The following is a 25,448-nucleotide window of genomic DNA, read 5'->3' as shown; positions in this document are numbered from 1 at the left end:
CGAGCAAGCGGCCCTGTGCGGTCATGCACAGGGCCGTTCCGCGCGGCGCGTCAGTGGAAATGTCCGCCGAAAAGCCCGAGCAACCCTATGATGATCAGGTAAAGCGCAACGATGTAATTCAGCAGTCGCGGTACCACCAGAATGAGAATCCCGGCGATCAGCGAAACCAATGGGCTCCAGTTCGTGAATTCGTGCATGGCGCGGCCTCCTGACAGTGGATCGCGAAATCGGATATGCGTCGGTGCGACGTTGATCCACGTAGCGGAGCGATTTCCATGCCTGACTCGACGCGTAACGTGTCGGGTCTTCGAATCGGCGGCCCACGCCGTCGTGCCCGTGCCGCAAGCCAATACCGGCGAACCGTCACGCGAGCAGCCGCAACGAGGTCGTCGCGCATCGTGCGTAGCAGGCGCTCGACCTCGAACGGCTCGGTGGTGTCGGCGGCGAAGTATAGTCGCGCGATCGTCGCGATCGGCAGGCCTTCGACCCGCGCGCCGCGCCCTGATTTCGGTGCGGCTGTCGGTGCGCGGCGGGAGGCAGCATCAGTTGCTGCGGGCGGTTCGATATCGGTCAGGCTGCCGCGGCTTGCGCCGCCTCACCGGCGCCGAATGTTTCCGCCCATTTCTCGTCGGAGACGGCGTCGAGCGTCGCGATCGCGGCCGCGCGCGACGCGTCGATCGTCCGTGCCTCGATCTTTGGCACGTGGCGCCCGAGCAGCACGTCAGAGGCGATGTCGCACGGCGCGTTGTCAGGACAAGCCCACGATGCCGTGCACGGCCCACGTCCGGCCGCGATGCGCGAGCGGGATGCCGATCACCGCGACGTCGCCGAAGCGCGTCGCGACCGCAAACACCACGGCATTGACGTGGCCGGGTGCCGGCAGGGCCGGCGATTTCATGGCAGAGGAAAGAGCCATGGATTCATGTCCTGTCGGGACGTGGCACGATGACGAAGGGCAGCGGCGGCTCGCCCCGCACCAGTGCGAAAAGCTCGCCGGCGCCGGCCTGATTGTCAATGAAGTCCTGCTGGTAGTGGCTGTCAACTCAAGGAGCCCGAAGGCCGACAGTGCTCGAAGAGATACTCTGTGCGACCAAATCGAGCGGCGCGTAGATCGATTCACGGCGTCGAGGAAAGCCATTCCCGCGTTATCTGCACAGCGCATCCCGAGCAGCCTCGAGTATTTCTTCCGACAGCGCCTCGTTATCGACCACGCGCGACATCATCAGCGCACCGATCATGGCTGACGCGGCCGCCAGCGACTTGCCACGCTTGCTTGCTTCCGTGCCTCCCAACTGTGCCTCGATGAGACCTACGAGACGGAGAAACCCGTCCGTCGCGACTTGCCGCGTGCGCGAATCGGCTCTCGCCATATCTCCACCCAGCGCCGCAAACGGGCAGCCTATCGACATATTGTCGCGATGCGCGACCGACAGGTAACGCTCCGCAATCTCCCGGCGCGCCTCACGAGGCGGTTTCCCCTGCACGAACGACTCGAGCGTTCCGTACAGCGTCGCGCTGGCAACATCGCATGCTTCCGCCACGAGATGGTCCTTCGACTCGAAGTGCCGATAGAACCCGCCCGGGGTCAAGCCGGCAGCCGACATGATGTCGGCAATCCCCGCACCTACCACCCCCTTCTCGCGAAACTCCCTTGCAGCGGTTTCCACGATTCGCTTGCGGGTCTCGCTTGCCTCTTCCCTCGACTTTCTCATATCGATCTTGCGCCTGAGCGCTCCGTGTAAAACTTCCCGTTGACACTTAGAGTGTATTCATACTCTAATTGGATGTCGACCATACTCTTATTTACCCAAGGGGGCGGAAGTGGGACAGGACTGGAAACATGGATACGTCCATACCAACGGCATTCGCATGCACTATGTGGAGCAGGGATCCGGGCCGCTGATCCTGCTCTGTCACGGGTGGCCTGAATCGTGGTTTTCGTGGCGCCATCAAATCGCGCCATTGGCGCGGGCCGGGTACAGGGTTGTCGCAATGGATCAGCGAGGCTACGCCGACACCGATGCACCGCAAGCGGTCGACGCATACAACGTCCTGAATCTCGTTGCGGACCTGGTCGGCCTGGTTCATGCGTTGGGGGAAGAACACGCGATTCTCGTCGGGCACGATTGGGGATCCATGGTCGCAGCGTCCGCCGCACTGCTTCGTCCCGACATGTTCCGCAAACTGGCGTTGCTGAGCGTGCCGTACCTGCCGCGCCAGACACTGCGGCCGGCCGTCCGCTTTCAATTGCTCGCGCAGGAGCAGCATTTCTATCAACAGTATTTTCAGGAGCCGGGGCGGATCGAGCGCGAGCTCGAAGCCGACGTTCGCCGCGCTTTGCTGGGCATTCTGTATTCGGCCTCGGGGCAGGCTCGCTCGAGTGAAAAACACCGCCATTCCAGCTTCGTCCGTTTCGACAAGGCCAGTCGTCTTGTCGACAATCTCGTGTTCCCCGACGAGCAACCCGTGTGGCTGACGACGGGGGAACTCGACTACTTCACGGCTCAGTTCAAGGTGTCGGGTTTCCGGGGCGGCATCAACTGGTATCGGAACTTCGATCGGAACTGGGAGCTGACGCCGTTCCTGGACGGCGCGCGCATCCTCCAGCCCACGGTCTTCATCGCCGGTGAACTGGATGGCGTGCTGAAGATGGCGAAGGAGGAATACGAGACGCTCGAACGTAACGTGCCCAACCTGAAGGGAAAACACCTGATCGCCGGAATCGGTCACTACGCGCAACAAGAAGCGCCGGACGCAGTCAATCAGCTGCTGCTGTCGTTCCTGTCCGACCGGGGATAGGGACGAAGCATATGGATCAGACTTCAAACAAACCCGATGCCGGCGCGCTACGTCGCGCCCGCATTCTGGGCGGCCCCCTCTTTCGAACGCTGCTGTCGCTCGGGGTGACCACCATGGCCGTATTGATCGCCCAGACATTCGTCGGCGTGCTGGAGACGTGGTACGTGAGTTTTCTCGGTACCGATTCGTTGGTCGGCGTGTCGCTTGTCTTCCCGATCTCGATGTTGATGACGATGATGTCCAACGGCGGCATTGGAGGTGGCGTTGCGTCCGCCGTGGCTCGAGCAATTGGCGGCGGCAAACGGCGCGATGCCGATGCGCTCGTCCTGCATGCGGTTGTCGTGGCCGTGGCACTCGGCTGCCTTTTCACGATATTGGCGTGGTGCTACGGTCCCGAGTTGTATGCCGCACTCGGCGGCCGGGGGCCGGGACTCGCCGCGGCGGTGACCTATTCGAACTACGTATTCGCCGGCGCCATACCAGTCTGGATCATCAACTTGCTGTGCGCAGCCCTGCGAGGTAGCGGGAACGTCAAGATTCCCGCGATCACGACCTTCGCCGGTGCGCTGGTGCTGATTCCGCTTTCGCCTTTGCTGATTTTCGGCATAGGCCCCGTACCCGGCCTGGGCATTGCCGGTGCGGGTATTGCCGTCTCCCTCTATTACAGCATCGCCGCCGTCGCGCTCCTGATCTACATGGCCAGGGGGCACGCCGGATTGGTCCTGACACGCACGCCGCTGAATCTGCGATTCTTTTCGGACATTCTTCGGGTTGGTGCGCTCTCGTCGATAGGCGCACTGCAACTGAATCTGATGGTCGTATTGCTGACCGCGGTGGTCGGGCGTTTTGGCCAAGCTGCGCTGGCCGGCTACGGCATCGCTTCACGACTCGACTACGTCTTGATACCGCTGCTGTTCGGTCTAGGTACCGCCGTGCTGACCGTCGTCGGGACATGCATGGGAGCCGGCGACGTCGCGCGGGCCAGACGAGCCACCTGGCTCGGCATTGCGATGGGAGCCGGCTTCACGCAGATCATCGGGTTGGTCGTCGCCATCCATCCCCCCGTCTGGCTGGGCCTGTTCACGCATGACACGGCCACGACACACTTCGGGGGCCTCTATTTGAGGACCATCGCGCCACTCTACGGTCTGGTCGGCGTGTCTTTCATCCTCTCGTTTGCGGCCCAGGGTATCGGCCGTCCTTTCTGGACAATCCTGGGTGGAACGGCTCGCTTGTTCATTGCGGCCGGTGGTGGATGGCTGGCCGTCAATCAGCTGGGGGGCGGCATGGGCACGCTGTCCGCCTTCGTCGCGGCGGGGACGATCGGTTCAGCGCTGGTATGCGCGGCCACGATGGTGCCCAAACGTATCTGGACTCGGGTCGAGGTGTGACGGATCGCGCAACGACCCGCCGTTATCGATTGGCTATATCTGGAGAATGGTGAAATGAATCGTACCGTCATCGCTGGTTATGTGCGCACGCCTTTCGCATTTGCACGCAAGGGACCCTTTCACGCAACGCGGCCGGATGATCTCGCCGCCGTCGCACTTGCCGAACTGGTCCGACGCAGCGGAATCGATCCACACCTGATCGAGGATGTACTGATGGGGTGCGCCTATCCCGAGGGCGCCCAGGGCGACAACGTCGCACGTATCGCATCGCTGCTCGCCGGACTGCCCGTTCAAATCGGTGCCGCGACGGTCAATCGCTTTTGCGGCTCATCGATGTATGCCATCCACATGGCGGCCGGACAGATAGCCATCGGTGCCGGCGAAGCGTTCATCGCGGCCGGTGTCGAGAGCATGACGATGGTGCCGCAAGGCGGCTTGTCGGCATCTCCGAATCCGCGTTTCGCGTCGAGAGAACATCCCGATGCAGACGTTCCGACCCAGGCGTACACGCCAATGGGCATCACTGCCGAAAACGTGGCGGCACGCTGGGCTATTTCGCGTGAGCAACAAGACGCGTTCGCCGTCGAGTCTCAGCGCAAGGCTTCACGTGCGCAAGCCGAAGGTCGTCTGGACGATGAACTCGTGCCGGTTATCACGCCCGATGGCACCGTGGTCGATCGCGATCTTTGTCTGCGTCCGCAGACTTCGCTCGAAGGGCTCGCCGCGCTGAAACCTGCGTTCGGGGAAGGCGGTACCGTCACGGCTGGTACTGCCTCGCCTTTGACGGATGGTGCCGTTGCCGTACTCGTCACGTCGGAAGCATTCGCGCGACAGCATGGGCTCGACATGCTCGCCCGCGTACGGTCGACTGCAATCGCGGGCCTTGAACCCGAAATCATGGGGATGGGGCCGGTACACGCAACCCGCAAGGCACTTGCGCGTGCCGGCCTGCGCATCGAGGACATGGATGTGATCGAAATCAACGAAGCCTTTGCCTCGCAAGCGATCGCATGCATGCGCGAGCTCGGCATCCATCCCGATCGAACCAATATCGACGGCGGAGCAATCGCGCTTGGCCATCCGCTCGGCGCGACAGGCGCACGGATCACGGCCAAGGCGGCGACGCTACTGCGCCGTGTCAATGGTCGTTACGCGCTTGCCACGCAGTGTATCGGTGGCGGACAAGGGATCGCGACTGTTCTCGAAGCGTTGTAGTCACCCGTTCGATACTCGCCCTGCAGGCTGCGCTCCACGCGCAGCCTTGAACGTGGCGCGAAGCGACCGCCACGGACATCCATGTCGCTGCCGGCAACCAGCATCCGCACTGCGTGTTCATCTCCTCGCCGTGCAAGGGCGCATCTGGCAGACGTGTGAAGCACGGAAGGAAGGCCCGGTGGAACTCATCGTGTTCGAGAACGTGCCACGGCTGGCGACGCGGGCGCCACCTGCTCGACCAGATTGGGCAGATCCTGCGCCACTACGACTACGCCGTGAACGAGGCGACACACGACAGTGGCAAGATCGGCGGTCTCGCGCAGAGCCGGAAAGCGACTTATCACCACCCGGCGAGCGGTTTCGAAGCATCAATCACCGCGCGAATGCCGAGGTAGCACCCAGAGCATCCGTCCCACTGCCTCGGCCTGGTTCCGGGTGTGCGTCTTCTCGTAGATCGCGCGCAACTGGGTGCGAATGGTCGCGAGCGACACACCCGCGCTGGCCGCGCATTCGTCCGGCGTCTTGCCACCGATCAACGCCTCGGCGACGGCGGCTTCCGCGCTCGACAAGCCGAACGCCTGTCGTAACTGTTGCGCGGCGACGAGCGGCGCCCCGCTACGTTGCCTGGCCGTGACCAGCAGCGTCGCATCGCCGAGAACGGCATGCCGCCCGTGTCCGGACAAGGCGGCGATGCTCAGAAAGACTTCGTGCGCGGCGTTCACGGTGCTGGACAAGGCCAGACTCTCGCTTTTGCGGGTTTTCGCGACACGCCCCAGCGCCGCCTTGAGCGCGTCATTCTGAGGCGCACTTACCGCGCCAAGATGACCGTTCTCGAGCCTGATCCAGGTGGCCGCGCGGAGCATCGCTTCGGCCGCCCTGTTGGCGAACACGATGCGTGCATGCCGGTCCAGCGCGAAGACGGACAGGCCCAGTTCCTCCATCAGTTCGGTACCGAGTGCCGCATCGTGATGCAGTACCCTGGCGTCCTGCCACAGGTTGATCGAACGTTGCAGATGCCCGGCCATGCCGGTCAGCGTCGCACGCTCTTCCGGTGAATAGGGCGGGCGCCCGTGCGCGCGCAGCAGCCCGAGCAAGATGTTGTCGCTACCGGGGCGGGCGAACCGAATGCCCATCAGATAGCGAATGCCGGACGGAATCTGATAGTCCTGGAAGAATTCGCTGCGTTCGATATCGCGCTCGGTCAGGTGATCCTGGCAGCAAACGAATTCGCCTAGCGGTGCATTCTCCACGAAGCCTCGGCGTGGATCGAGCGCGCCGTAATACTGATCGTAGAGCGCGACGATCTCGTCGAATTCCGCGCGCGGAGAATAAATCGAGAATTTCGGCGCATTGCGTGCGACGTCCCAACTGAACATGTGAAATACATTTGCACCGAGGCTTTCGGATACCCGGTGAAAGACTTCGAGAAAACCATCCGGATGCAGCGCGGCCTCGTAGAGGTCCCCGATGAGTTGGTCACGGTGCATGCTCCCCCCGTCGCTTCGCGATCTTCGTATGTTGATTTTGTCTGACGATATTGCTTCGAATACCGAATGTTTTCAGGCTAACACAGGTTATTTGCATGCAGTGCCATGTTATTTCCTGATTTTCATCCACCTGAATGATGATCAAAAAAAATGGCTTTGCGAGAATCCCGGCCATTCAGCGTGCATGAGCAGTGCATATGGCACGTATCAACCAGCAGGCTCCCGGGGGAAAAACAATGAAGCTCACACCTGTCGTATCCGGTATTGCAGTGCTCGTCCTGTCGGCTTGCGGCGGCGGTAGCAGTTCGTCCTCGTCGCCTGCCGAACCAACAGCACAGACGGTCAGCGGGGTCGCGGCCGCCGGCGCGGCGATGCAGGGCTCCACCGTGAAGCTGGTCGATGCCACCGGCAAAGCGGTAGACTGCCCGGCCGATGCGTCGACCGGCGCGTTTCATTGCACCGTAACGGGCTTGAGCGCGCCGTTCGCATTGTCCGCGTACGGCAACGTCGCCGATTCGCAAGCCACGCTGATCGCGCTCAGCGCGAAAGCCGGCACGCAGACCATCAACATCACGCCGATCACGAACGCAATCGCCGCCACGATCATCGGCGACAACCCGACGAAGCTGCTCGCCGACACCGGCTTGCTGCAGAGCAAAGTCACCGCGCAGGCAGTTGCGAGCACCGTGCAAGCTTATTCGTCTGCGCTATCGGACCTGCTGGCCGCGACCGGCAATACGGGTGTCGACCTGATTTCCGGCCCGCTGACCGCCGGCGCACCGGGCCTCGACCGGCTGCTCGACCAGGTGAAGGTCAACGTGCTGCCGGATGGCGGTGTCGAGATCAGCTCGGTGGCAGGCGCGTCCAGCGATACGCCGGTACAGCTTCAGCTAGCACCGGGTGTCGCGCCGCAGGCCGGCGACAAGGCGAGCCTGCCGGCCGCCGCGACCATCAACGGTGCGGTAGTGTCGAATTTGCCGAGCGCCAGCGATCTGGCCGCATTGCAGACCGCACTCAACCAGTGCTTCGCCGGCTCGACCGGCACCGCGCGCGTGGGCGGCAACGTAGCGGCGTGCGGCCGGATCTTCGTGGACGACGTCGCATCGAGTGCGCTGAACGCCGGCGTGCCGGCTGCATATCTCAACAACGGGATGTCGGCCGACCAGGAGTTCGGTGCAGTGGCCGGCAGAACGCCGGGGATCGTGGCCGACGATGCAATGAACAACGCCAGCTTCAGCTTGCCGGAAGTCATCCGCGTCGTTGCCGGTGACACGATGTGGGTCAAGCTCGCGTGGACGCGCAGTGACGGCATTCGCGACGGCATGCAGCAGCATGTGCAACTGGCGGTGCGGGCGGGCAGTCTCGCGAGCGGCGACAACGGCTGGCGCGTGGTCGGCAATCAGCGCGCGGTATTGAGCAAGGTGAACGCGAACGCGCAAAAATGGGACTGGCTGAATCCGGCCAACCCGTCGACGGGAACCAATGCATTCGTCGATTCGCTCAACCTCCAGGTGGGCGCTGTCGATGCGACCGGTACTGCCGTGGACTTCGCGATCGTGAACGGCCCCGGCTTGCGCAATGGCGTGTTCCTGCAGCCGTCGAGCGGCACCTGCGACACCTTGAACATCCGGGCGCAGATCGCGAGCGGGCAGACGCCGGCGCAGCTTGCCGCGCTGGCGAAGAATGCGCTGTGCCGCAACAATTTCCGTCTCGCCGGCGTCGCGCAGGATCCGGCCACCCAGGGCCAGTTCACGTGGCCCGGCGACGCGCCGCGCAACAATACCGCGTGGGCGAAACCGCAACTGAGCGCCGCCGAGCTGGCCGACATCAAGCCGTTCAGCGCCTATACGATCGACGTATATCAAAACGGCAACACGTCGACACCAGCCAAACACTATACGGTTCGCTTGCGTACGCCGTCGCCGCTTCCCGAAGCGCTGCGCCAGTACGCGTGGCACGAGCTGGCGCAATCGACGCGCGACAAGCTGACGCCGGGCACTGCCGATACATTCGTGGGCGGCACGACCTTTCCGCTGGCCTGGACGTCGAAAGCCGGACTGCCGTTCGTCAAGCGCGGCAACGTGCAGATTCGCGCAACCGCGGCCGGGCAGACGGCGGCGACGTTCGTCAATGGTTCGGCATCGGCGTTGCCGGTCCAGCCGGGCGCTGCGGTGACGCTTAACGTGCCGGGCGACCAGGGCGTCGCGTTTCCGTCGGTCGCCGGCTGGACCGGCAGCACGGACTTCTCGTTCGTGAATTTGAACTGGTCCGATCCGGTCGACACGCTCTTTACCGAGTCCTTCGAGTACGACCGGTAACGAGAGGCCCAAAATCGGCGCTCGCTGACAGTCCCGTGCATGCCGGATCACCTTGGTCGTGTCCGGCTGCGAGGAAAGCGGCGAGCGTCGCGTCGAACCCCGCTCCGTGTCGTCGAGTAGCGGGATCGCCTCTTCCCGAGCCGTACGAAGACCGCGAGCGGACATTCCGTGACGCGATGCCTCGCGCCCAGCCCACACGTGATGGGTCCAGGTCACCCTGGACAGGCGACGAGCATTCGCGGCATTTCCGGTACGACAGAAACGACTCGAGACCATGAGTGCCGCCGACCTCCCCGCGACTCGCTCACTGGCCGCAATGATCTGCGCGGATACAGGTCAAACCGATAGCCGCCGATAAAGGCGAGCTATCGCAGAAACGGCGCTAACGCTTCTGAAGCTTCGGAGAACTGCTTTTCGAGGAAGTCGAGCAGTGTGCGCACGCGCGGTGCCATATAAAGCGTGCGTTGAAAGAGTGCGTTCACCGGCACGTCCGGGCAACGCCACTCCGGCAGGAGCAGTTTCAGCCGCCCGGCCTGCAGATCTGCGCCGATGTCCCAGATCGACTTCATGGCCACGCCGCGCCCCTCTATCGCCCATTCGCGGGCAAGCGAACCGTCGTTCGTTTGACGTGAACTGTCGAGCGGTGCCGTGAACAATGCTGTCTCGCCATCGCGCGCGAAACGCCAGTTGTTCGCCGCGCCCGTTGCCGAAGAAAGTACGATGAACCGATGTTCGCGCAAATCGTCGGGATGGTTCGGCATACCGTGCGCGGCAATGTAGTCGGGCGACGCACATAGTGCACGGCGATTGTCGGCCATGCGCTTGGCGACCATCGAACTGTCGGCCGGCACGCCGAAGCGGATCGCGAGATCGATGTCGTCCTGCAGCAAATGTGACAGCGAATCGGACAGGACCAGCGTCAGCGTGACGTTCGGATGGCGTTCGTTGAATTCGTCGAGCCATCGACGTAGCACGGTGCGTCCGAAATCGGAGGTAGCCGACACGCGCAACGCCCCACTCACCGACGCCCGTCCGGCCTGCAATGCAGCGCGCGCATCTTCCAGGGTTTGCAGCGCATGCTGGCAATGGACGAGGTACAGGCGACCTTCGTCGGTGAGGCGCAGCTTGCGGGTCGACCGCTCGAACAGCTGAGTATGGAGTTCTCCCTCGAGCTTTACGAGCCGGGCGCTCGCCGCGGCGGGAGAGAGGCCGAGCCTTCTGCCGGCAGCCGAAAGACTGCCTTGGCTTGCCGTTTCAACGAAGAGGCGAATATCACCGAGATTGTCCATGATCGCGTCACGCGAAAATAATGATGGGTTGTGCCGCGCGATGCTCCGCGCGAGCCCCGGCATGGTAACGCGATGCAGATCGAATCAGGAAAGGCCGACCGTCGGGATCGGCCTCATGCCCATTTACCTGGCGACCACGCCGAGCTGCTGGAGGAACGTCAGATTGTCCTCGAGATGCCAGTTGTCGGTGATCTTGCCGTCGCGAACGCGATAGATGTCCGTCGCAATGAAGTCGACCACCTGCCCCTTTCCCTGCACGCCGTTGAAGCTGCCCGTGAAGTGACCGGTGAAGTGCAGATGGGTGATGACGCGGTCGCCTGCGACGATCATCTGTTCGACGTCGGCGTGAACGTCCGGCACGGCGCCATGGAAACCCTTCGATGCCGCGAGTGGCCCCGCGATGCCCTGCGGCCGGCCGGCGGGCAACGTGCGGTCGGTGAAATCGGCCGCCAGCGCCTCGCGGGCCTGGGCCTCGTCACCCGTGCTCCAGAAGGTATCGTAAAGGCGTGCCGCACGGATCTGTTGCTCGGCCTGATGCTTCGACAGACTCTTGTCGACAATCAGCGTTTTCGGTTGCACGAGATTGTCGTCGGTGGCGGAAACGGCCGGCAATGCGGCAGCAGCTGTGGCGGCGGCCAACGCGATGCGGGAAACGACGGAAACGACGGTGCTGGTTTTCACGTCAGGCTCTTTTGCGGTGTGCTCGAAAAAATGAAATGAATCCGGAAATGATGCGGCTTTGAATGTTCAGGCGGGAATACGTGCTGCGCGATCGCATCAGTGCGAAGCCGCTCGGGCAATACCCTAGATCGTCTCGCTTTCGCGTACCGTAATCGGGCTTTTCAGTACGAACCGTGCAATGTCGTCCTTGCGCATGAACGCAACGCCGGGATGACTCTTCGCATAACGCAGAAACGCGTCCCATGCACGTGTCATCTGCGGCGTTCCGCTGATACGGTCATGCGCGCTGATCGACATCATGCGTCGACGCGATCCCGCCTCTTCGTACAGCTGATCGAAATCGAACTTGATCTGTTCGAGGAATTTTTCCGGAGAGTAATTCCGGCCCTCGACCAGCAGGATGTCGTTATTGCGCAGTGTGTACGGAACCACAACGAAATCCTTGCCGTTGACCTTTTCGATGAACGGCTCATCACGGCTCGTATCGTCGATGTGATAGACGTAACCGAGTTCCTGCAGCAACGACAGTGTGTTCGGGCCGCGTCGCAGCCAGTTCGCGTTATAGCCGATCGGGCGTTGACCAGTCACCTCTTCCACCATCGATCGCGCCTGGATCAGGAACTCGCGTTCCTGTGGCCGCGACATCGCGTACTGCGAGTTCCACGTCGGCCCGTGGCCCGACGCTTCATGGCCACGCGCCACGATCTCCCGAGCAATCTCCGGATGCCGCTTCGCTGCCTCGCCGATCATATGAGCCGTCACCTTCACGTCGTGGCGATCCCAGAGATCCAGCATCCGGGGAATCCCTTCGCGATATCCATACGCAAACCACGCTTCGGCGGCCAGATCGGCGGGGACACTCGCCGGGAAATCGACCTTCGGGAACGGATTGTCGGCCCCCTTCGAGGGCTGCCCGCCCGCCTCGAACTGCATCGAGATTGAAATGACCAGCCGCGCGCCGTCGGGCCAGAATTCTCCCCGCCCGGGCGCGGCTACCGCGTTCGGTTGGGAATGATTCGTTTGCGCGCCGACCTGTGCCGTTTGAAGCATCGCACCGACGGCGAAAGCACCCGCGCCGACACCGGCCTTGGTCAGGAAGGAACGGCGCGTCGGCTGATCCGGCGCCTGATTGACTGAATCACGATCCGTTTGATCGACCTGAATTGCCATAGATAAGCTCCACATGACGCACAAGCGCGTCTGCGTCTATGTCACCGCGTTGCGGTGCATGATGACGAATGAACAGAAATTGAATGTCGCGCCAAACCGTGCGCGTGGGATTAATTTTCGGCAAACGCCCATATTTTGAAAATGGGCCTTGAAATGAATAGACTTTCAATCCAGACCAAAGAATTCGGATCCCACCGAGACAGGTCAGGCAAACTCGGCATGCGTCTCTTCAATGCCTCGCCACCCGCCGATAAATCGCGGTGAGTACCGCAGCCGACAAGGCACTCAGTGCCAGCAACATGGTCGGCCCGATCGCGTCGTGATGACGGTCTTTCAACCACCCGAACGCGATCGGTCCGGCGAAGCCCGCAAGGTTTCCGAAACAATTGATCGTCGCGATCCCCGCTGCCGCGGCCGTGCCGGTCAATCGCATGGTCGGCAGATGCCAGAACAGAGGCAATGCGGTCAGCGTGCCCGCAGCGGCGAGTGAAAGCCCCGCGATCACGGCCGGCAGAGCGCCACTGAACGATGCGCTCAAAATGAAACCAACCGATGCCACACCGGCGCCGCCTACGACATAGGCCGCCCAGTTACCCGCACGATCCGCGCTACGTGCTCCGACATTCATCGCCAGCACCGCAATCAAATACGGAATCGCACTGCAAACGCCGATCCATGACAGTTTCGTCAGACCCGTGTCCTTCACGAGCGTCGGAAGCCAAAAGCCGATTCCGTACAGACCGACGAGAAGCAGGAAATAAATCGTCGTCAGCAACACCATCTCCGATGCCGACAACCTGGATGCGCGCTGCGTCTCCTCGGCACGACCTGCATTGACATCGAGGCCTCGCAACACCGCATCCGCTTCTTCCGGCGACAGCCAGCGGGCATCGTTCGGGCGGCTCGGCAGCAGATAATGCACGGCGAGACCCACGACGACCGTCGGCAAGCCTTCGATTACAAACGTCCATTGCCATCCGGACAGCGCCGCGAATCCGTCGAGATTCGTCATGATCCAACCCGACAGCATGTTGCCGACAATGCCTGCGACCGCCGTCGCGCTCATGAACAGCGTCGTCATCCGGCCGCGCCGGTGAGCAGGAAACCAGTAGGTCAGATACAGCACGATGCCAGGGAAAAATCCGGCCTCCGCTACGCCAAGGATCAACCGCTGCAGATAGAAAGTGGCGGGAGAATGTACCCACGCCGCGGCGGCCGAAACGATACCCCAGGTCACCATGATGCGGGCAATCCACACGCGCGCGCCCACACGATGCAGCATGAGGTTGCTCGGTACCTCGAACAAGAAATAGCCGACGAAGAATATCCCCGCGCCGATACCGTAGACGGTGTCGCTCAACCCAAGATCACCTGCCATCTGCAGTTTCGCGGCCCCGACGTTAACCCGGTCGAGATACGCAAGAACCTGAGCCACCAGAAGCAACGGCATCAGTTTCCAACCGATGCGTCGATAAAGTGCGTCGAGATCCGCGGGCGACGAGTCTGCCGGGATTGCTTTCCGTTCGTCGGGCGTCTCACACCCGGTGCTGCGCATGATGTCCATTTCAGTCTCCATGAATTGTTGTTAGTACGTGCCACGTCATGCAGAAGCACCCGTCTCGGCGTGGGTCCCGTCACGAACGGTCTTGATGTACGGCGCGCCGCTGAAATCGCAGACGAGTACGCAGCACTGCCAGCCGAACGCCGGCTGGATACGCTCGACGTCGTCTCGCACGACGTCGTGAATCAGTCTCCCCATTTCGTGCAGTACCGGCTCGCTCCTGGGTTTCGTCAGCAACAGCCTGACGACGACGAATTCGTTTGTCGGATCATCTCCCGACAAGAACTGCTCGGCCGTATAGGTGCGGCTCTTCAATTCGGATAACAAAGCATGCCCTTGTGCCGCGAGCCGTTCGTGCAACGTGCTCGTCAAGGATCGGAAATCGATCAGTCGCGCAATCCCGGGCGTGGATTCGATGATCAGGTGCGGCATGTCTTCACCTCTGTTGAAAGAATGCGTGGGTGAGAGGTTAGGATTCGAATCACCTGATGTAAATTAATGTTTTGCGCATCAATTCATTAGCCCCTGTTATGTATTCAGCCATCGATCTTCGCCTGCTGCGCAGCTTCATTGCGGTCGCACGCTCCGGCAGCGTGACCCGCGGGGCAGCCCGACTGCATTTGACTCAATCGGCACTCTCGCAGCACCTCCGTGAGCTCGCGGATCTGCTCGGCGTGACGTTGTTCGATCGGGTGGGTCGCGGCATTCTGCTCACTCAAGCGGGTGCGGACCTGTTCGCGGAAGTCGAGCCGATCCTGGAAAAGCTCGATGTGACGCTTGCCAGCGTCCGGAACCGCTCGCTCGAAGTTCATGGCACGTTGCGCATTGGTGCGATCGACACCTACGCAAGATCGCTCGTGATACCGACGATATCGACGCTACTCGCCCGGCATTCTCAGCTGCGCGTGTCCGTTCACGAACTCCCGGCCGCGGCGATCGATCAAGGGCTGATCGAAACTGAACTGGATATCGGCGTGTCGTTCTCTCACTTGTCGAATGCGGACATCGAGCAGAGAACGTTATTCACGGAACGGCTGGCGCTCGTCCGGCGATCCAAGCGTCGCAAGGCCGGAAAGACCGTCAGCCTGCAGGAAGTTGCGCCCCAACCGCTCGCGCTGCTGAATCGGACGTTCGCCATGCGCGGGCAAATCGACGCCGCATGCGCGAGTGCAAACATTGCGCTGGACGTTCGCGTAGAGGCCGCCAATGTCGATTCGCTGATACGGCTCGTCGAGCATGCCGACTACGCAACAATCGCGAGCCCGCTGGCAGTGCAGGCCGGCTCGCGAATCGAAACGACGACTATCTCGGACGACGGCCTGGCGCGCATCGCTGCGTTGCGCTGGCGCCGCGGCAGGACCTTTACACCCGCCATGGAACGTTTTGAAGAAGCGATGTTGCAAACGATTCGTTCGTCTGGCCTGGAAACGCCAGACGACGATTCGGCACGCATGTCGGAGCCGTCCCGCCGTCCGCGTATTCGACAGCGTTGACGGCATCCTGAACACGCCCGTGGCGTAGACGGAACGGCTGCTCATGAGGCGGATACTCCCCTTCGCCCCAACTCCGGACGGACGTGAGCGATTCGCGAAGGAGTTCCGCTAAATCGCGGACGCGCGGTACCAGCAAGCGGCCGTAAAGGAAGATCACGCGCAACGGCGCGGCCCGTCAGGTCCGATGATGTTTTGGGTTCACCGGCAAGCGCCCCGACGCAGCGTACTACGCGATCGCGCCACCACCGTCTACCAGCACCGTCGAACCCGTCGCATAAGGGGTCGACGCAAGGTAGAGCACGGCGTTCGCGACGTCCTCGGGTTGTCCAACTCGACCGGCCGGCAATCGCGCCGCGGCGCCTTCGTACATCCGGTCGCGCGCTTCAGCATCGATCTTCGACCAGAGAGGTATCGCAATCAGGCCCGGGGATACCGTATTGACACGTACCGGAGCAAGTTCAAGCGCAAGTCCTCTCGCCAACGATTCAAGCGCCGCATTGATCGCGCCTTGCAAGACCGAATTCTTGCTCGGCCGCACACTCAGAAAGCCCGACACAAACGTCAGGGAACCACCTTGCCGAATGCGGACGGCCCGTGCGATGCGATACGCTCCCCAGAACTTGCTGTCCATCGCCGCGTAGGCGTCATCAAGCTCCAGACCACGCACCGGCCCCGTGGCTGTCTGGGCGGCCGATACGACAACGTGGTCGAATTCGCCCGCCGAATCGAGAAATGCACGTACGCTCGCGTCGTCGGTAATGTCCATCACGCCGGTACTCACGCCATAACCGATCCTGTCTTTGCTCGCCGCCAGCCTGGCCGCATCGCGCGACGCAATCGTCACTGTCGCTCCGGCCTCCGCAAATGCACGTGCGGTCGCTTCACCTATCCCGGAGCTTCCGCCAACCACCAACACCCTTTGATCATTGAGTTTCATCGCCCGTTTCCTCCGTTAAGAATCTGTCGTTCAAACACCACCGCCGATGGCACTACCGGCAACGCACCATCGTGGAAAGCCGGGTGCGACATCCTGCCTGCATGGCAGAGCTGTAAAAAGATGCGCCCCCTCCCTCTGCATGCACCGCCTCTGTCACGTTACGCCGGCCTTCGATCTGCGCGCACTGTGAATACCCGGCGTAAACGCGTAACCCTTACCTTGCGGAGAAATCCGCGTGGCTTCGGTCACGATCAGCGCCGCTGACGCGCGCTGCGCGTAATAACGCGCGTTGGCTGCGGTCGGCAAATCGCGTGGCCGGTTCAAGTATTCTTGATATCGCCTTGATCATTGGTTGCGAGTGCCGTCACGAACTCGACGCAAACGCCCGGAGCAATAGACACGAACAGCTGTCGCTCGTTGGACAACGGCACGTCGCTCAATGTGTAGTCGATCCGCCTGGTGGTCAGCCGCTCGATCAACGCCTCCCATTCGCGACGCGCGTCGATGCGCAGCGCAATATGATCGATACGCGGTGTGCTACGACCTTTTTGCGCAGGAAGCGTCGCGCGCGTAACGTGAATCATCGGGTGACGATCGAGGTACAACCAATAGCCGTCCACGCTGAACGGCGGTCGGGGCCCGGTATCGAGACCGACAACCTCATCGAAAAAGCAACGGGTACCGTCGATGTCATCGGTAACGATGGTGGCGTGGTCGAAATGCATGGCTCATGCCTGTACGAGGGTGCGATGTTGTATTTTGTTGCCCCCGGTCGATCTTGATAATTGGCTTCGAGATTGAATGATTTTCAACGATGACAAGAAGATGGGAAGTGCATGTTTCCACGCTCCCGATCAGCCTGGTCAGTGACCGAGAAGATTCAGGAAGATCAACAGAAAATGAAAACGGGTGCAGACCATGGTCTGCACCTGTTACGTCCCTTCCGCATCCCGGCATACCCCGTCACGAATCAGTGGTGACTGTGTAGGGCGACTTCGTCACCGGATCGGCTGCGGTGATCAAGCCGGGATTGCTCATCCCGGTGTGATTCGCGACCTCGGTCAGACATCTCGCGTATCCCGGTACGGTTCGATCGGCAAGCCAAAGTCCGGATTCCAGCGCCCCCCCAACCAAACATCCCAGACTTCACGATTCATTTAACTTTCCGTGAGGACTTCGACACCGGCTGCTGACTACGATGGGCGCATGTTTTCAGGACCTGCTACCAGGAGCCCATCATGCCCACCCGCAGACATCTGCTGTTCGCCGGCGCCACCGGCCTCGCCGCGCTTGCGACCCTGTCGTCCGTCGGCCGCCGCGCGCTGGTCGGCCGCGCGTTCGCCGCGCCGCCGGCCACCCCGCAGACGGCCGCGCCTTTCGAAGTCACCCTCAGCGACGCCGAATGGCATCGCCGGCTCACGCCCGCCCAGTACACGGTCCTGCGCGAAGCCGGCACCGAGCGCCCGTACACCAGCCCGCTGAACGACGAGCACCGGCACGGCACGTTCGCGTGCGCCGGCTGCGACCTCGCGCTGTTCTCGTCGGCCGCCAAGTTCGACAGCCATACGGGCTGGCCGAGCTTCTGGAAGCCGCTCGACCACGCGGTCGCCACCCACACCGACGCGTCGTTCGGGATGATCCGCACCGAAGTCCACTGCCGCCGCTGCGGCGGCCATCTCGGCCACGTGTTCGACGACGGCCCGCCGCCGACCGGCCTGCGCTACTGCATGAACGGCCTCGCCCTCGCCTTCCACCCCGCCACCGCCTGATCCGGCCCCACGCCTGATCGACTGGAGAACGCACCATGCTGCTCATCGTCCTTGCCTACCTCGGCGGCGTGCTCACGATCCTGAGCCCGTGCATCCTGCCCGTGCTGCCGTTCGTGTTCGCGCGCGCCGACCAGCCGTTCGTGCGCACCGGCCTGCCGCTACTGGCCGGCATGGCCCTCACGTTCGCCGTCGTCGCGACGCTCGCGGCCGTCGGCGGCGGCTGGGTCGCGCAGGCCAACCAGGCCGGCCGCTGGGTCGCCATCGTGCTGCTCGCGGTGTTCGGCCTGACGCTGCTGATGCCGCGTCTCGCGGAGCACCTGACGCGCCCGCTCGTCGCCGCCGGCAACCGCCTCACCGGCTTCGCGCAACGCGACGGCCGCCCGGCCGGCCCCGCGTCGTCGCTGCTGCTCGGCGTCGCGACCGGCCTGCTGTGGGCGCCGTGCGCGGGCCCGATCCTCGGGCTCGTGCTGACCGGCGCCGCGCTGCGCGGCGCAAGCGTCGGCACGACACTGCTGCTGGTCGCGTATGCGGCCGGCGCGGCGACGTCGCTCGGCGTCGCGCTGGTGATCGGCGGCAAGGTGTTCGCCGCGATGAAGCGCTCGCTCGGCGCCGGCGAATGGATCAAGCGCGGAATCGGCGCGGCGCTGCTGGCCGGCGTCGGCGCGATCGCGCTCGGCCTCGATACGGGCGCGCTCGCACAACTGTCGACCGTCACGACGGGCGGGCTCGAAACGAAGCTCGTCGATCGGCTCGGCGGGCATGCGAGAGGCGCGCCGGTCGCGATGGCCGCGGCCGGCGGTTCGGCGGAGAACGTGGCAGAACGCGCGGCGGACGGCTCGGCCAACGGTGTCGCGAACGGTTCCGGCGGCGCGATGATGGCCGCGACGGCCGATGCCGCGCAGGCCGGCGGCGCGATGATGCGCGTGGTGGACGCGACGCATGCGCCCGCCGCGCTGCCCGTCGAAGGCACGCTGCCGTCGCTCGACGGCGCGGTGCAGTGGCTGAACTCGCCGCCGCTGACGGCGGCCGGCCTGCGCGGCAAGGTGGTGCTGGTCGATTTCTGGACCTATTCGTGCATCAACTGCCTGCGCACGCTGCCGTACACGACCGCGTGGGCGCGCAAGTACGCGCCGTACGGGCTCGTCGTGATCGGTGTGCACGCACCCGAATTCGCGTTCGAACGCGACATCGGCAACGTGAAGAAGGCCGTGCACGACCTCGGCATCGACTTCCCGGTCGCGATCGACAACCGTTTCGCGATCTGGCGCGCATTCAACAACGAATACTGGCCCGCGCACTACTTCGTCGACGCGCAGGGCCGCGTGCGCCGTCACCACTTCGGCGAAGGCGAGTACGCGGAATCGGAGCGCGCGATCCAGTCGCTGCTCGCCGAGGCCGGCCATCCGGAAGCGCTGAACGTGCCGCTCGGGCTCGCCGGCGCGCCCGCGAAGGGTGCGCTCGCGGCGGCCGACAGCGCGGACGTCCGCTCGCCCGAGACCTACGTCGGCTACGCACGCGCCGAGGATTTCGTGTCGCCCGGCGGCGTGGTGCGCGATGCGGCGTATCACTATGCCGAGCCGGCCCGTCCCGATCTGAACGACTGGGGCCTCGCCGGCATGTGGCGGGTCGGCGCCGAACGCGCGACGCTCGCGGCGCCCGCCGGCCGCATCGTCTACCGCTTCCATGCGCGCGACCTCCACCTGGTGCTCGGCCCCGACGAGGACGGCAAGCCGGTGCGCTTTCGCGTGACGCTCGACGGCGCGGCCCCCGGCGCCGCGCACGGCAGCGACGTCGATGCGCAAGGCTACGGCACCGTGACCGGGCAACGCCTGTACCAGCTGGTCCGGCAACCCGGCGCGATCGCCGATCGCACGTTCTCGATCGAGTTTCTCGATCCCGGCGTGAATGCCTATGCGTTCACGTTCGGCTGATCCCGGCCGGGGGCGGCGCACCGGCGCCGCGTCCGGGCCCCGCTTTCCATTCCGCCTTCCGAAGGAGCACACCGTGAACACCACCTCCCCCCGCGGTTCCGCGCCGCAACGGCGCACGGCGATGCTGCGCCGCATCGGCGCCATCGCCGTCGCGGCTCTCGCCGTGTTCGGCTACCAGCGCATCGTCAACTCCGCCGAGGCGATGCGCACCGTACCCGCGCCCACGCTCGACGAAACGCCCGGCACATCGCACGACGAGACGGCCGTATTCGCCGGCGGCTGCTTCTGGGGCGTGCAGGGCGTATTCGAGCACGTGAAGGGCGTGAAGCAGGTCACGGCCGGCTATGCGGGCGGTGCGTCCGAAACCGCGCACTATGCGCTCGTCGGCTCGGGGCTGACCGGGCACGCGGAATCGGTTCGCATCGTCTACGACCCGACCCGGATCACGTACGGCCGGCTTCTGCAGGTGTTCTTCTCGGTCGCGCACGATCCGACCGAGCTCAACCGGCAGGGCCCCGACGAAGGGTCGCAATACCGGTCGGCGATCTTCCCGACCACCGCGCAGCAACGCGCGGTCGCGACCGCGTACATCGCGCAGCTCGGCACCGCGCACGTGTTTCCGGCGCCGGTCGTCACGCGCGTCGAGGACTACAAGGGGTTCTACCCGGCCGAGGCCTACCACCAGAACTACCTCGAGCTGCACCCCGACGCGCCGTACATCGCGTACAACGACATGCCGAAGATCGCCGGGCTGAAGCAGTACTTCCCGGCGCTGTACCGCACCGACGCGGTGCTGTGGCGCGATGCGCGCTCGTGACCGCCACGCGGTCACGCGGCCGCGTGACGGGGTGACGGGGTTGACCGGGTAACGCCCGCCGCGCGGCCGAAGCCCGTGCGGCCACGCACGGCCGGCGCGAGCCGCCCGCGATCCGGTTTGCGCTGCATCAACGAAACCGCGGGCGCCGTGCCGGGGCAAACCCGCATCGCGTCCGCCGCGACCGGCAACTTCGCGTAGACTTCTCCAGATCCCCGCCGCATCTTGCGGCGCCCGGAATTCCAGTCCAGCCCGGAGACGTCACGCATGCGAGCAGTGCCCTTCCCTGACAGCGGCACCCTTGGAGAACCCTCTTCCGGCTCGGCCGTGCGCGACTTGCGCCGCGTGCCGATTCATCCCGATTACTGGTACCCGCTCGCGTGGTCGCGCGAGCTGAAACGCGGCAAGACACTCGGCGTGCGCTTCGCCGGCGATCCGATCGTGCTCGTGCGCACCGAATCCGGCGCCGTATACGCGCTCGAGGATCGTTGCGCACACCGCCAGGTGCCGCTGCACGCGGGCGTCGTGAGCGGCGAGACGCTGCGCTGCTGTTATCACGGCTGGACCTACGCGTGCGACAGCGGCCGCTGCGTCGACGTGCCGTACCTCGGCCGCGAGCGCCTGCCCAACGGCGTGCGCGCCTATCCGTGCCGCGAAGCGCACGGGCTGATCTTCGTGTTCCCGGGCGACGCGACGCTCGCCGACTCGCGGCCGTTCCCCGCGCTCGAATCGGCGGACGACCGCGCGTTCAAGACGCGCCGCTTCGGCCGCGAGGTCAAGTGCCACTACTCGTTCATGCACGAGAACCTGATGGACATGAACCATCAGTTCCTGCATCGCAAGCAGATGGGGCAGATGCGTGCGCGCTCGGTCGGCCGGCGCCGCGGCGACGACTGGGTCGAGGTGGATTACACGTTCGCGCGGATGGAAGGCAAGCAGCCGGTCGGCGAGGCGCTCGTGTTCGGCGCGAGCAAGAAGCCGGGCGAGCAGGCGGACAAGAGCGTGATGACGGTGCGCACCGGTTATCCGTACCAGACACTGCAGATCCGATCGAGCGAAGGCACGCTCGTGATGGACCTGTGGATCGTCTACGTCCCGCTCGACGCCGAGCAGCGCACCAACCGCACGTTCGGACTGCTGTCGATCCACAAGCCCGGCATACCGTTCGCGCTCGATCTCGCGTGGCCGCTGCTCGTCTGGTTCACCGAGCGCATCTTCCGCGAGGATCGCTGGATCGTCGAGCGCGAGCAGGAAGCGCATGACCGGCAGGGCGCCGACTGGAACCACGAGGTGTTTCCGGTCATCAACGAGCTGCGCGACCTGCTGCGCCAGTGCGGCGCGCGCACGGTGATCCCGATCCGCGAAGCGCGCGACGGCGCGTGACGTGAGCGGCGCGCCGGCGCGCGCGCCGTTCGTTACAAGCGGAACGCGCCCGGCAGCAATGCGCGGGCCGTCGTGACGTCGACGGCCCCGTTCAGGTTGGCCAGGATCACTTCGATGTCCGGCGTGCCGATCTCGATGATCACCTGGCGGCATGCGCCGCACGGCGCGATCGGGCCGTCCGTGTCGCCCACAACCGCGAGCCGCGTGAAATCCCCCGGACGATAACCGGCGGCAATGGCCGAAAACATCGCCGTGCGTTCCGCGCAGTTGCAGAGTCCGTAAGACGCGTTCTCGACATTGCAGCCGTGAAAAACCGTCCCGTCGCGCGCCAGCAGCGCGGCGCCGACCTTGAAGCGGGAATACGGCGCGTACGCGCGTTCGCGCGCCTCCTTCGCCGCTTCGATCAGTTCGTGTCGTTCCATCTCGTCGTGCCTCCGATTGTGTGCCGGGGCGCATCGGCGCGGCCGCATCCCGGCCGCCACGATACGCCCGTGGCGTGAAGCGATCGCCGGTATCCGCACCGTGCGATCGGTCAGCCGATCCGCTGATAGAGGGTCGGCGGCGCGTCGCCCGTCTCGCCCAGCACATAGCTGCGCTGGATCGCATCCACCGCGTGCGCCGCGGCGGCTGCGTCGCGGGCATGCACATGGCCGAGCGGCTGGCCGGCTTCGACACGCTGCCCGATCTCCGCGAGCGCCGTCAGGCCGACACTGTAGTCGATCGCGTCCGCCGCGCGCGTGCGCCCGCCGCCGAGCGCGACGACCGCGAGCCCGAGCGCGCGGCAATCGACCCGCTGCACGACGCCGCTCACGCGCGACGGAACCGGTACGATCACCTCCGCCCGCGCAAGATGACGCGCGGGTGCGTCGATCAGGTCCGCGGGGCCGCCGAGCGCCGTGACCATCTTCGCGAAGCGTTCCGCAGCCGCCCCCGAATCGAGCGCGTGCTGCAACTTCACGCGCGCCGCCTCGACGTCGCGCGCCAGCCCGCCGGTGACGAGCAGCTCCGCCGACAGCGCCATCGTGACGTCATGCAGGCGCGCCGGGCGCAACTTGCCCGTCAGGTAGTCGATCGCGCACGCCACTTCGAGCGCATTGCCCGCGCACGGCGCGAGCGACTGGTTCATGTCGGTGAGGATCGCGGTCGTCTTCATGCCGGCGCCGTTGCCGACGTCGACGATGCTGCGCGCCAGTTCTGCCGACTGTTCGGCGGTCGGCATGAATGCGCCGGAGCCAACCTTCACGTCCATCACGAGCCCGTCGAGCCCGGCCGCGAGCTTCTTCGACAGGATCGACGCGGTGATCATCGCGATCGATTCGACGGTCGCCGTCACGTCGCGAATCGCATAGATGCGCATGTCGGCCGGCGCCAGCCGCGCGGTCTGCCCGATGATCGCGACGCCGACCTCGCGCACCGTGCGACGAAACACGTCAGTATCGGGCGTCACGTCGTAGCCGGGAATCGCGCTCAGCTTGTCGAGCGTGCCGCCGGTATGGCCGAGCCCGCGCCCCGAGATCATCGGCACGTAGCCGCCGCACGCGGCCACCATCGGCCCGAGCATCAGCGACACGACATCGCCGACCCCACCGGTCGAATGCTTGTCGATCACCGGCCCGCCGAGATCGAGCGCGCGCCAGTCGAGCACGTCGCCCGAGTCGCGCTGCGCGAGCGTCAGCGCGACGCGCTCGTCGGTGCTCAGGTCGTTGAAAAACACGGCCATCGCGAACGCGGCCACCTGGCCCTCGGTCACGCTGCCGTCGGTCACGCCGCGCACGAACGCGGCGATCCCGTCGCGATCGAGCGGCTGCCCGTCGCGCTTCCGGCGAATGAATTCCTGCGGTAAAAACATCGTTGCCTCTCCTCGATCGTTCAGGTTCAGGCGCAAGTTCAATGGAGCGAAAAGAACAGGCCCGCAATCGCCGCGCTCATCAGGTTCGACAGCGTCGCGGCCGTCAGTGCGCGCAGGCCGTGCCGCGCGACTTCCGAGCGGCGCTCGGGCGCGACCGCGCTGAAGCCGCCCGCAAGGATCGCGATCGACGAGAAGTTCGCGAAGCCGCACAGCGCGAACGACACGATCGCGAGCGTCTTCGGGTCGAGCACCTGCAGGCCGGCCGCCGCGACGTGCTCGCCGCTCTTCAGGTACGGCGACAGGTCGCCATACGCGACGAACTCGTTGAAGATCAGCTTCTCGCCGATGAAGTTGCCGGCCAGTGCCGCGTCGTGCCACGGCACGCCGATGATCCACGCGAGCGGCGCGAACAGGTGGCCGATAATACCCACGAGCGTGATCTGCGGAAAGCCCGCGAACGCCGCCGCGCCGCTGACGATGAGGTTCATCAGCGCGATGAGCCCGACGAACGCGATCAGCATCGCGCCGACGTTGATCGCGATCCGCAGCCCGACCGACGCGCCCGACGCCGCCGCCTCGATCACGTTGGCGGCGCGCTTGTCGTCGAAGTCGAGCCCGTCGACCACGACGCGGCTCGGCTCGACCGTCGGAAACAGCAGCTTGCCGAACAGCAGGCCGCCGGGCACCGCCATGAACGACGCGGCGAGCAGGTATTCCATCTTCACGCCGAGGCCGGCATAGCCGACCAGCACCGAGCCGGCGACCGACGCCATGCCGCTTGCCATCACCGTGAAGATCTCGGCGCTCGTCATGTTCCGCACGAACGGCTTCACGAGCGCGGGCATCTCGCTCTGCCCCAGAAAGATCGTCGCGACGGCCGAGCACGCCTCGATGCGGCTCACGCCGAGCACTTTCGCCAGTGCGGCGCCGAGGATCGCGACGATCCACTTCATCACACCGATGTAGTACAGCACCGCGATCAGCGCGGTCACGAAGATGATCATCGGCAGCACGCGCAGGCCGAACACGAACCCGCCGTCGCCGAACAGCTGGAACATCCTGCTGTCGACGAGCCCGCCGAACACGAACGCGATGCCGTGATTGCCCATGTCGAGCACGCGATTGACGCCGTTCGCGGCCGCCGCCAGCGCCGTGCGGCCAGACGGCACGAACAGCACCAGCGCGCCGATCGCCAGTTGCGTGCACAGCGCGGCGACCATGGTCCGGCCGCTCACCGCGCGCCGGTTGTTCGACAGCAGATAGGCCACCAGCAGCAGGAACAGCATACCCAGGAGACTGCGCAGAATATCCACCTCGTACTCCTTGCTCTCAATGTTGTTGGACTGTTCGGCGGGCAGGCC

24 protein-coding genes and 3 pseudogenes are annotated in these 25,448 nt (G+C 64.4%); 10 read left to right on the top strand and 17 right to left on the bottom strand.

Translation table 11 applies throughout. The annotated features are described in order from the left end of the window. Nucleotides 1-50: 50 nt before the first annotated feature. The 5 genes and pseudogenes from ABIC51_RS27620 to ABIC51_RS27600 all read right to left on the bottom strand — a co-directional run bounded on the left by ABIC51_RS27620 (nucleotide 51) and on the right by ABIC51_RS27600 (nucleotide 1,667). On the bottom strand, nucleotides 51-197 hold the full coding sequence (locus tag ABIC51_RS27620) for a DUF3096 domain-containing protein (RefSeq protein ID WP_021157720.1): 147 nt from the start codon (nucleotides 195-197) through the stop codon (nucleotides 51-53). A 173-nt stretch (nucleotides 198-370) separates the two neighbouring features. Beyond that, nucleotides 371-567, bottom strand: a pseudogene (locus ABIC51_RS27615) (integrase); the annotation flags it as partial. A gap of 3 nt (nucleotides 568-570) precedes the next feature. Next, complete coding sequence (locus ABIC51_RS27610; RefSeq protein WP_226129519.1) at nucleotides 571-720, bottom strand: hypothetical protein; 150 nt, start codon at nucleotides 718-720, stop codon at nucleotides 571-573. Between the two features lie 28 nt (nucleotides 721-748). Next, nucleotides 749-916 carry a hypothetical protein gene (locus tag ABIC51_RS27605; RefSeq protein ID WP_354006708.1) on the bottom strand — a complete coding sequence of 56 codons (168 nt, stop codon included), beginning with the start codon at nucleotides 914-916 and terminating at the stop codon, nucleotides 749-751. A gap of 229 nt (nucleotides 917-1,145) precedes the next feature. After that, complete coding sequence (locus ABIC51_RS27600) at nucleotides 1,146-1,667, bottom strand: TetR/AcrR family transcriptional regulator (protein WP_230947143.1); 522 nt, start codon at nucleotides 1,665-1,667, stop codon at nucleotides 1,146-1,148. Between the two features lie 202 nt (nucleotides 1,668-1,869). On the opposite strand from ABIC51_RS27600, the gene ABIC51_RS27595 reads away from it, so the two are divergent. The 4 genes and pseudogenes from ABIC51_RS27595 to ABIC51_RS40885 form a co-directional block, all read left to right on the top strand. Beyond that, entirely contained in the window at nucleotides 1,870-2,799 is a 930-nt protein-coding gene (locus tag ABIC51_RS27595; protein ID WP_175901577.1) for an alpha/beta fold hydrolase, read from the top strand. Between the two features lie 11 nt (nucleotides 2,800-2,810). Beyond that, complete coding sequence (locus ABIC51_RS27590; protein ID WP_175901515.1) at nucleotides 2,811-4,190, top strand: MATE family efflux transporter; 1,380 nt, start codon at nucleotides 2,811-2,813, stop codon at nucleotides 4,188-4,190. 54 nt (nucleotides 4,191-4,244) lie between these two features. Continuing rightward, complete coding sequence (locus tag ABIC51_RS27585) at nucleotides 4,245-5,405, top strand: thiolase family protein (protein ID WP_060172753.1); 1,161 nt, start codon at nucleotides 4,245-4,247, stop codon at nucleotides 5,403-5,405. A gap of 151 nt (nucleotides 5,406-5,556) precedes the next feature. Continuing rightward, nucleotides 5,557-5,737 (top strand): annotated as a pseudogene (locus ABIC51_RS40885) (DNA cytosine methyltransferase); the annotation flags it as partial. 36 nt (nucleotides 5,738-5,773) lie between these two features. Here the strand turns inward: ABIC51_RS40885 and ABIC51_RS27575 are convergent. Next, on the bottom strand, nucleotides 5,774-6,892 hold the full coding sequence (locus ABIC51_RS27575) for a helix-turn-helix transcriptional regulator (RefSeq protein ID WP_175901517.1): 1,119 nt from the start codon (nucleotides 6,890-6,892) through the stop codon (nucleotides 5,774-5,776). Between the two features lie 236 nt (nucleotides 6,893-7,128). On the opposite strand from ABIC51_RS27575, the gene ABIC51_RS27570 reads away from it, so the two are divergent. Beyond that, nucleotides 7,129-9,210 carry a hypothetical protein gene (locus ABIC51_RS27570; RefSeq protein WP_226129523.1) on the top strand — a complete coding sequence of 694 codons (2,082 nt, stop codon included), beginning with the start codon at nucleotides 7,129-7,131 and terminating at the stop codon, nucleotides 9,208-9,210. A gap of 365 nt (nucleotides 9,211-9,575) precedes the next feature. Here the strand turns inward: ABIC51_RS27570 and ABIC51_RS27565 are convergent, their stop codons facing one another. The 5 genes from ABIC51_RS27565 to ABIC51_RS27545 form a co-directional block, all read right to left on the bottom strand. After that, nucleotides 9,576-10,499: a LysR family transcriptional regulator gene (locus ABIC51_RS27565; RefSeq protein ID WP_124533597.1), complete on the bottom strand. Its 924-nt coding sequence runs from the start codon at nucleotides 10,497-10,499 to the stop codon at nucleotides 9,576-9,578. A 123-nt stretch (nucleotides 10,500-10,622) separates the two neighbouring features. Continuing rightward, entirely contained in the window at nucleotides 10,623-11,180 is a 558-nt protein-coding gene (locus ABIC51_RS27560; RefSeq protein ID WP_059696924.1) for an ester cyclase, read from the bottom strand. 123 nt (nucleotides 11,181-11,303) lie between these two features. Then, nucleotides 11,304-12,350, bottom strand: coding sequence for a polysaccharide deacetylase family protein (locus ABIC51_RS27555; RefSeq protein ID WP_146254553.1), 1,047 nt, complete (start codon nucleotides 12,348-12,350; stop codon nucleotides 11,304-11,306). 229 nt (nucleotides 12,351-12,579) lie between these two features. Continuing rightward, on the bottom strand, nucleotides 12,580-13,905 hold the full coding sequence (locus tag ABIC51_RS27550) for an MFS transporter (RefSeq protein WP_175855945.1): 1,326 nt from the start codon (nucleotides 13,903-13,905) through the stop codon (nucleotides 12,580-12,582). Nucleotides 13,906-13,950: 45 nt separating this feature from the next. Then, nucleotides 13,951-14,343 carry a 5-carboxymethyl-2-hydroxymuconate Delta-isomerase gene (locus tag ABIC51_RS27545; RefSeq protein WP_124533601.1) on the bottom strand — a complete coding sequence of 131 codons (393 nt, stop codon included), beginning with the start codon at nucleotides 14,341-14,343 and terminating at the stop codon, nucleotides 13,951-13,953. A gap of 98 nt (nucleotides 14,344-14,441) precedes the next feature. On the opposite strand from ABIC51_RS27545, the gene ABIC51_RS27540 reads away from it, so the two are divergent. Beyond that, on the top strand, nucleotides 14,442-15,404 hold the full coding sequence (locus ABIC51_RS27540; protein ID WP_146254554.1) for a LysR substrate-binding domain-containing protein: 963 nt from the start codon (nucleotides 14,442-14,444) through the stop codon (nucleotides 15,402-15,404). Nucleotides 15,405-15,630: 226 nt separating this feature from the next. Here the strand turns inward: ABIC51_RS27540 and ABIC51_RS27535 are convergent, their stop codons facing one another. From ABIC51_RS27535 to ABIC51_RS27525, 3 genes and pseudogenes are all read right to left on the bottom strand, one after another. Continuing rightward, nucleotides 15,631-16,341 carry an SDR family oxidoreductase gene (locus tag ABIC51_RS27535; RefSeq protein ID WP_354006707.1) on the bottom strand — a complete coding sequence of 237 codons (711 nt, stop codon included), beginning with the start codon at nucleotides 16,339-16,341 and terminating at the stop codon, nucleotides 15,631-15,633. A 38-nt stretch (nucleotides 16,342-16,379) separates the two neighbouring features. Then, nucleotides 16,380-16,644, bottom strand: a pseudogene (locus ABIC51_RS27530) (oxidoreductase); the annotation flags it as partial. 17 nt (nucleotides 16,645-16,661) lie between these two features. Then, nucleotides 16,662-17,066 carry a VOC family protein gene (locus ABIC51_RS27525; RefSeq protein ID WP_049096763.1) on the bottom strand — a complete coding sequence of 135 codons (405 nt, stop codon included), beginning with the start codon at nucleotides 17,064-17,066 and terminating at the stop codon, nucleotides 16,662-16,664. A 513-nt stretch (nucleotides 17,067-17,579) separates the two neighbouring features. Here ABIC51_RS27525 and msrB point away from each other — a divergent pair. From msrB to ABIC51_RS27505, 4 genes are all read left to right on the top strand, one after another. Further along, complete coding sequence (msrB, locus tag ABIC51_RS27520) at nucleotides 17,580-18,110, top strand: peptide-methionine (R)-S-oxide reductase MsrB (protein ID WP_021156789.1); 531 nt, start codon at nucleotides 17,580-17,582, stop codon at nucleotides 18,108-18,110. 35 nt (nucleotides 18,111-18,145) lie between these two features. Next, nucleotides 18,146-20,041: a cytochrome c biogenesis protein DipZ gene (locus ABIC51_RS27515; protein ID WP_226129528.1), complete on the top strand. Its 1,896-nt coding sequence runs from the start codon at nucleotides 18,146-18,148 to the stop codon at nucleotides 20,039-20,041. 121 nt (nucleotides 20,042-20,162) lie between these two features. Next, a complete protein-coding gene (msrA, locus tag ABIC51_RS27510) occupies nucleotides 20,163-20,858 on the top strand; it encodes a peptide-methionine (S)-S-oxide reductase MsrA (RefSeq protein ID WP_049096759.1) in 696 nt (231 codons plus the stop codon). 264 nt (nucleotides 20,859-21,122) lie between these two features. Further along, nucleotides 21,123-22,238, top strand: a complete 1,116-nt coding sequence (locus ABIC51_RS27505; RefSeq protein WP_027792251.1) for a Rieske 2Fe-2S domain-containing protein — start codon at nucleotides 21,123-21,125, stop codon at nucleotides 22,236-22,238. 32 nt (nucleotides 22,239-22,270) lie between these two features. On the opposite strand, the gene ABIC51_RS27500 is transcribed toward ABIC51_RS27505, so the two are convergent. The 3 genes from ABIC51_RS27500 to ABIC51_RS27490 all read right to left on the bottom strand — a co-directional run bounded on the left by ABIC51_RS27500 (nucleotide 22,271) and on the right by ABIC51_RS27490 (nucleotide 25,400). Beyond that, on the bottom strand, nucleotides 22,271-22,708 hold the full coding sequence (locus ABIC51_RS27500) for a cytidine deaminase (protein ID WP_175901536.1): 438 nt from the start codon (nucleotides 22,706-22,708) through the stop codon (nucleotides 22,271-22,273). A 62-nt stretch (nucleotides 22,709-22,770) separates the two neighbouring features. After that, a complete protein-coding gene (gene deoA, locus ABIC51_RS27495; protein WP_226129529.1) occupies nucleotides 22,771-24,087 on the bottom strand; it encodes a thymidine phosphorylase in 1,317 nt (438 codons plus the stop codon). A 38-nt stretch (nucleotides 24,088-24,125) separates the two neighbouring features. Further along, the gene (locus ABIC51_RS27490) at nucleotides 24,126-25,400 is read right to left on the bottom strand and encodes a NupC/NupG family nucleoside CNT transporter (protein WP_060172617.1); all 1,275 of its coding nucleotides are present in this window, start codon (nucleotides 25,398-25,400) and stop codon (nucleotides 24,126-24,128) included. Nucleotides 25,401-25,448 lie beyond the last annotated feature (48 nt).

This window comes from Burkholderia sp. 572 (assembly GCF_040545135.1).
GTDB lineage: Bacteria > Pseudomonadota > Gammaproteobacteria > Burkholderiales > Burkholderiaceae > Burkholderia > Burkholderia cepacia.
Note: the sequence above shows the minus strand (reverse complement) of the source record. Positions and strands in the feature narration are given on the sequence as shown.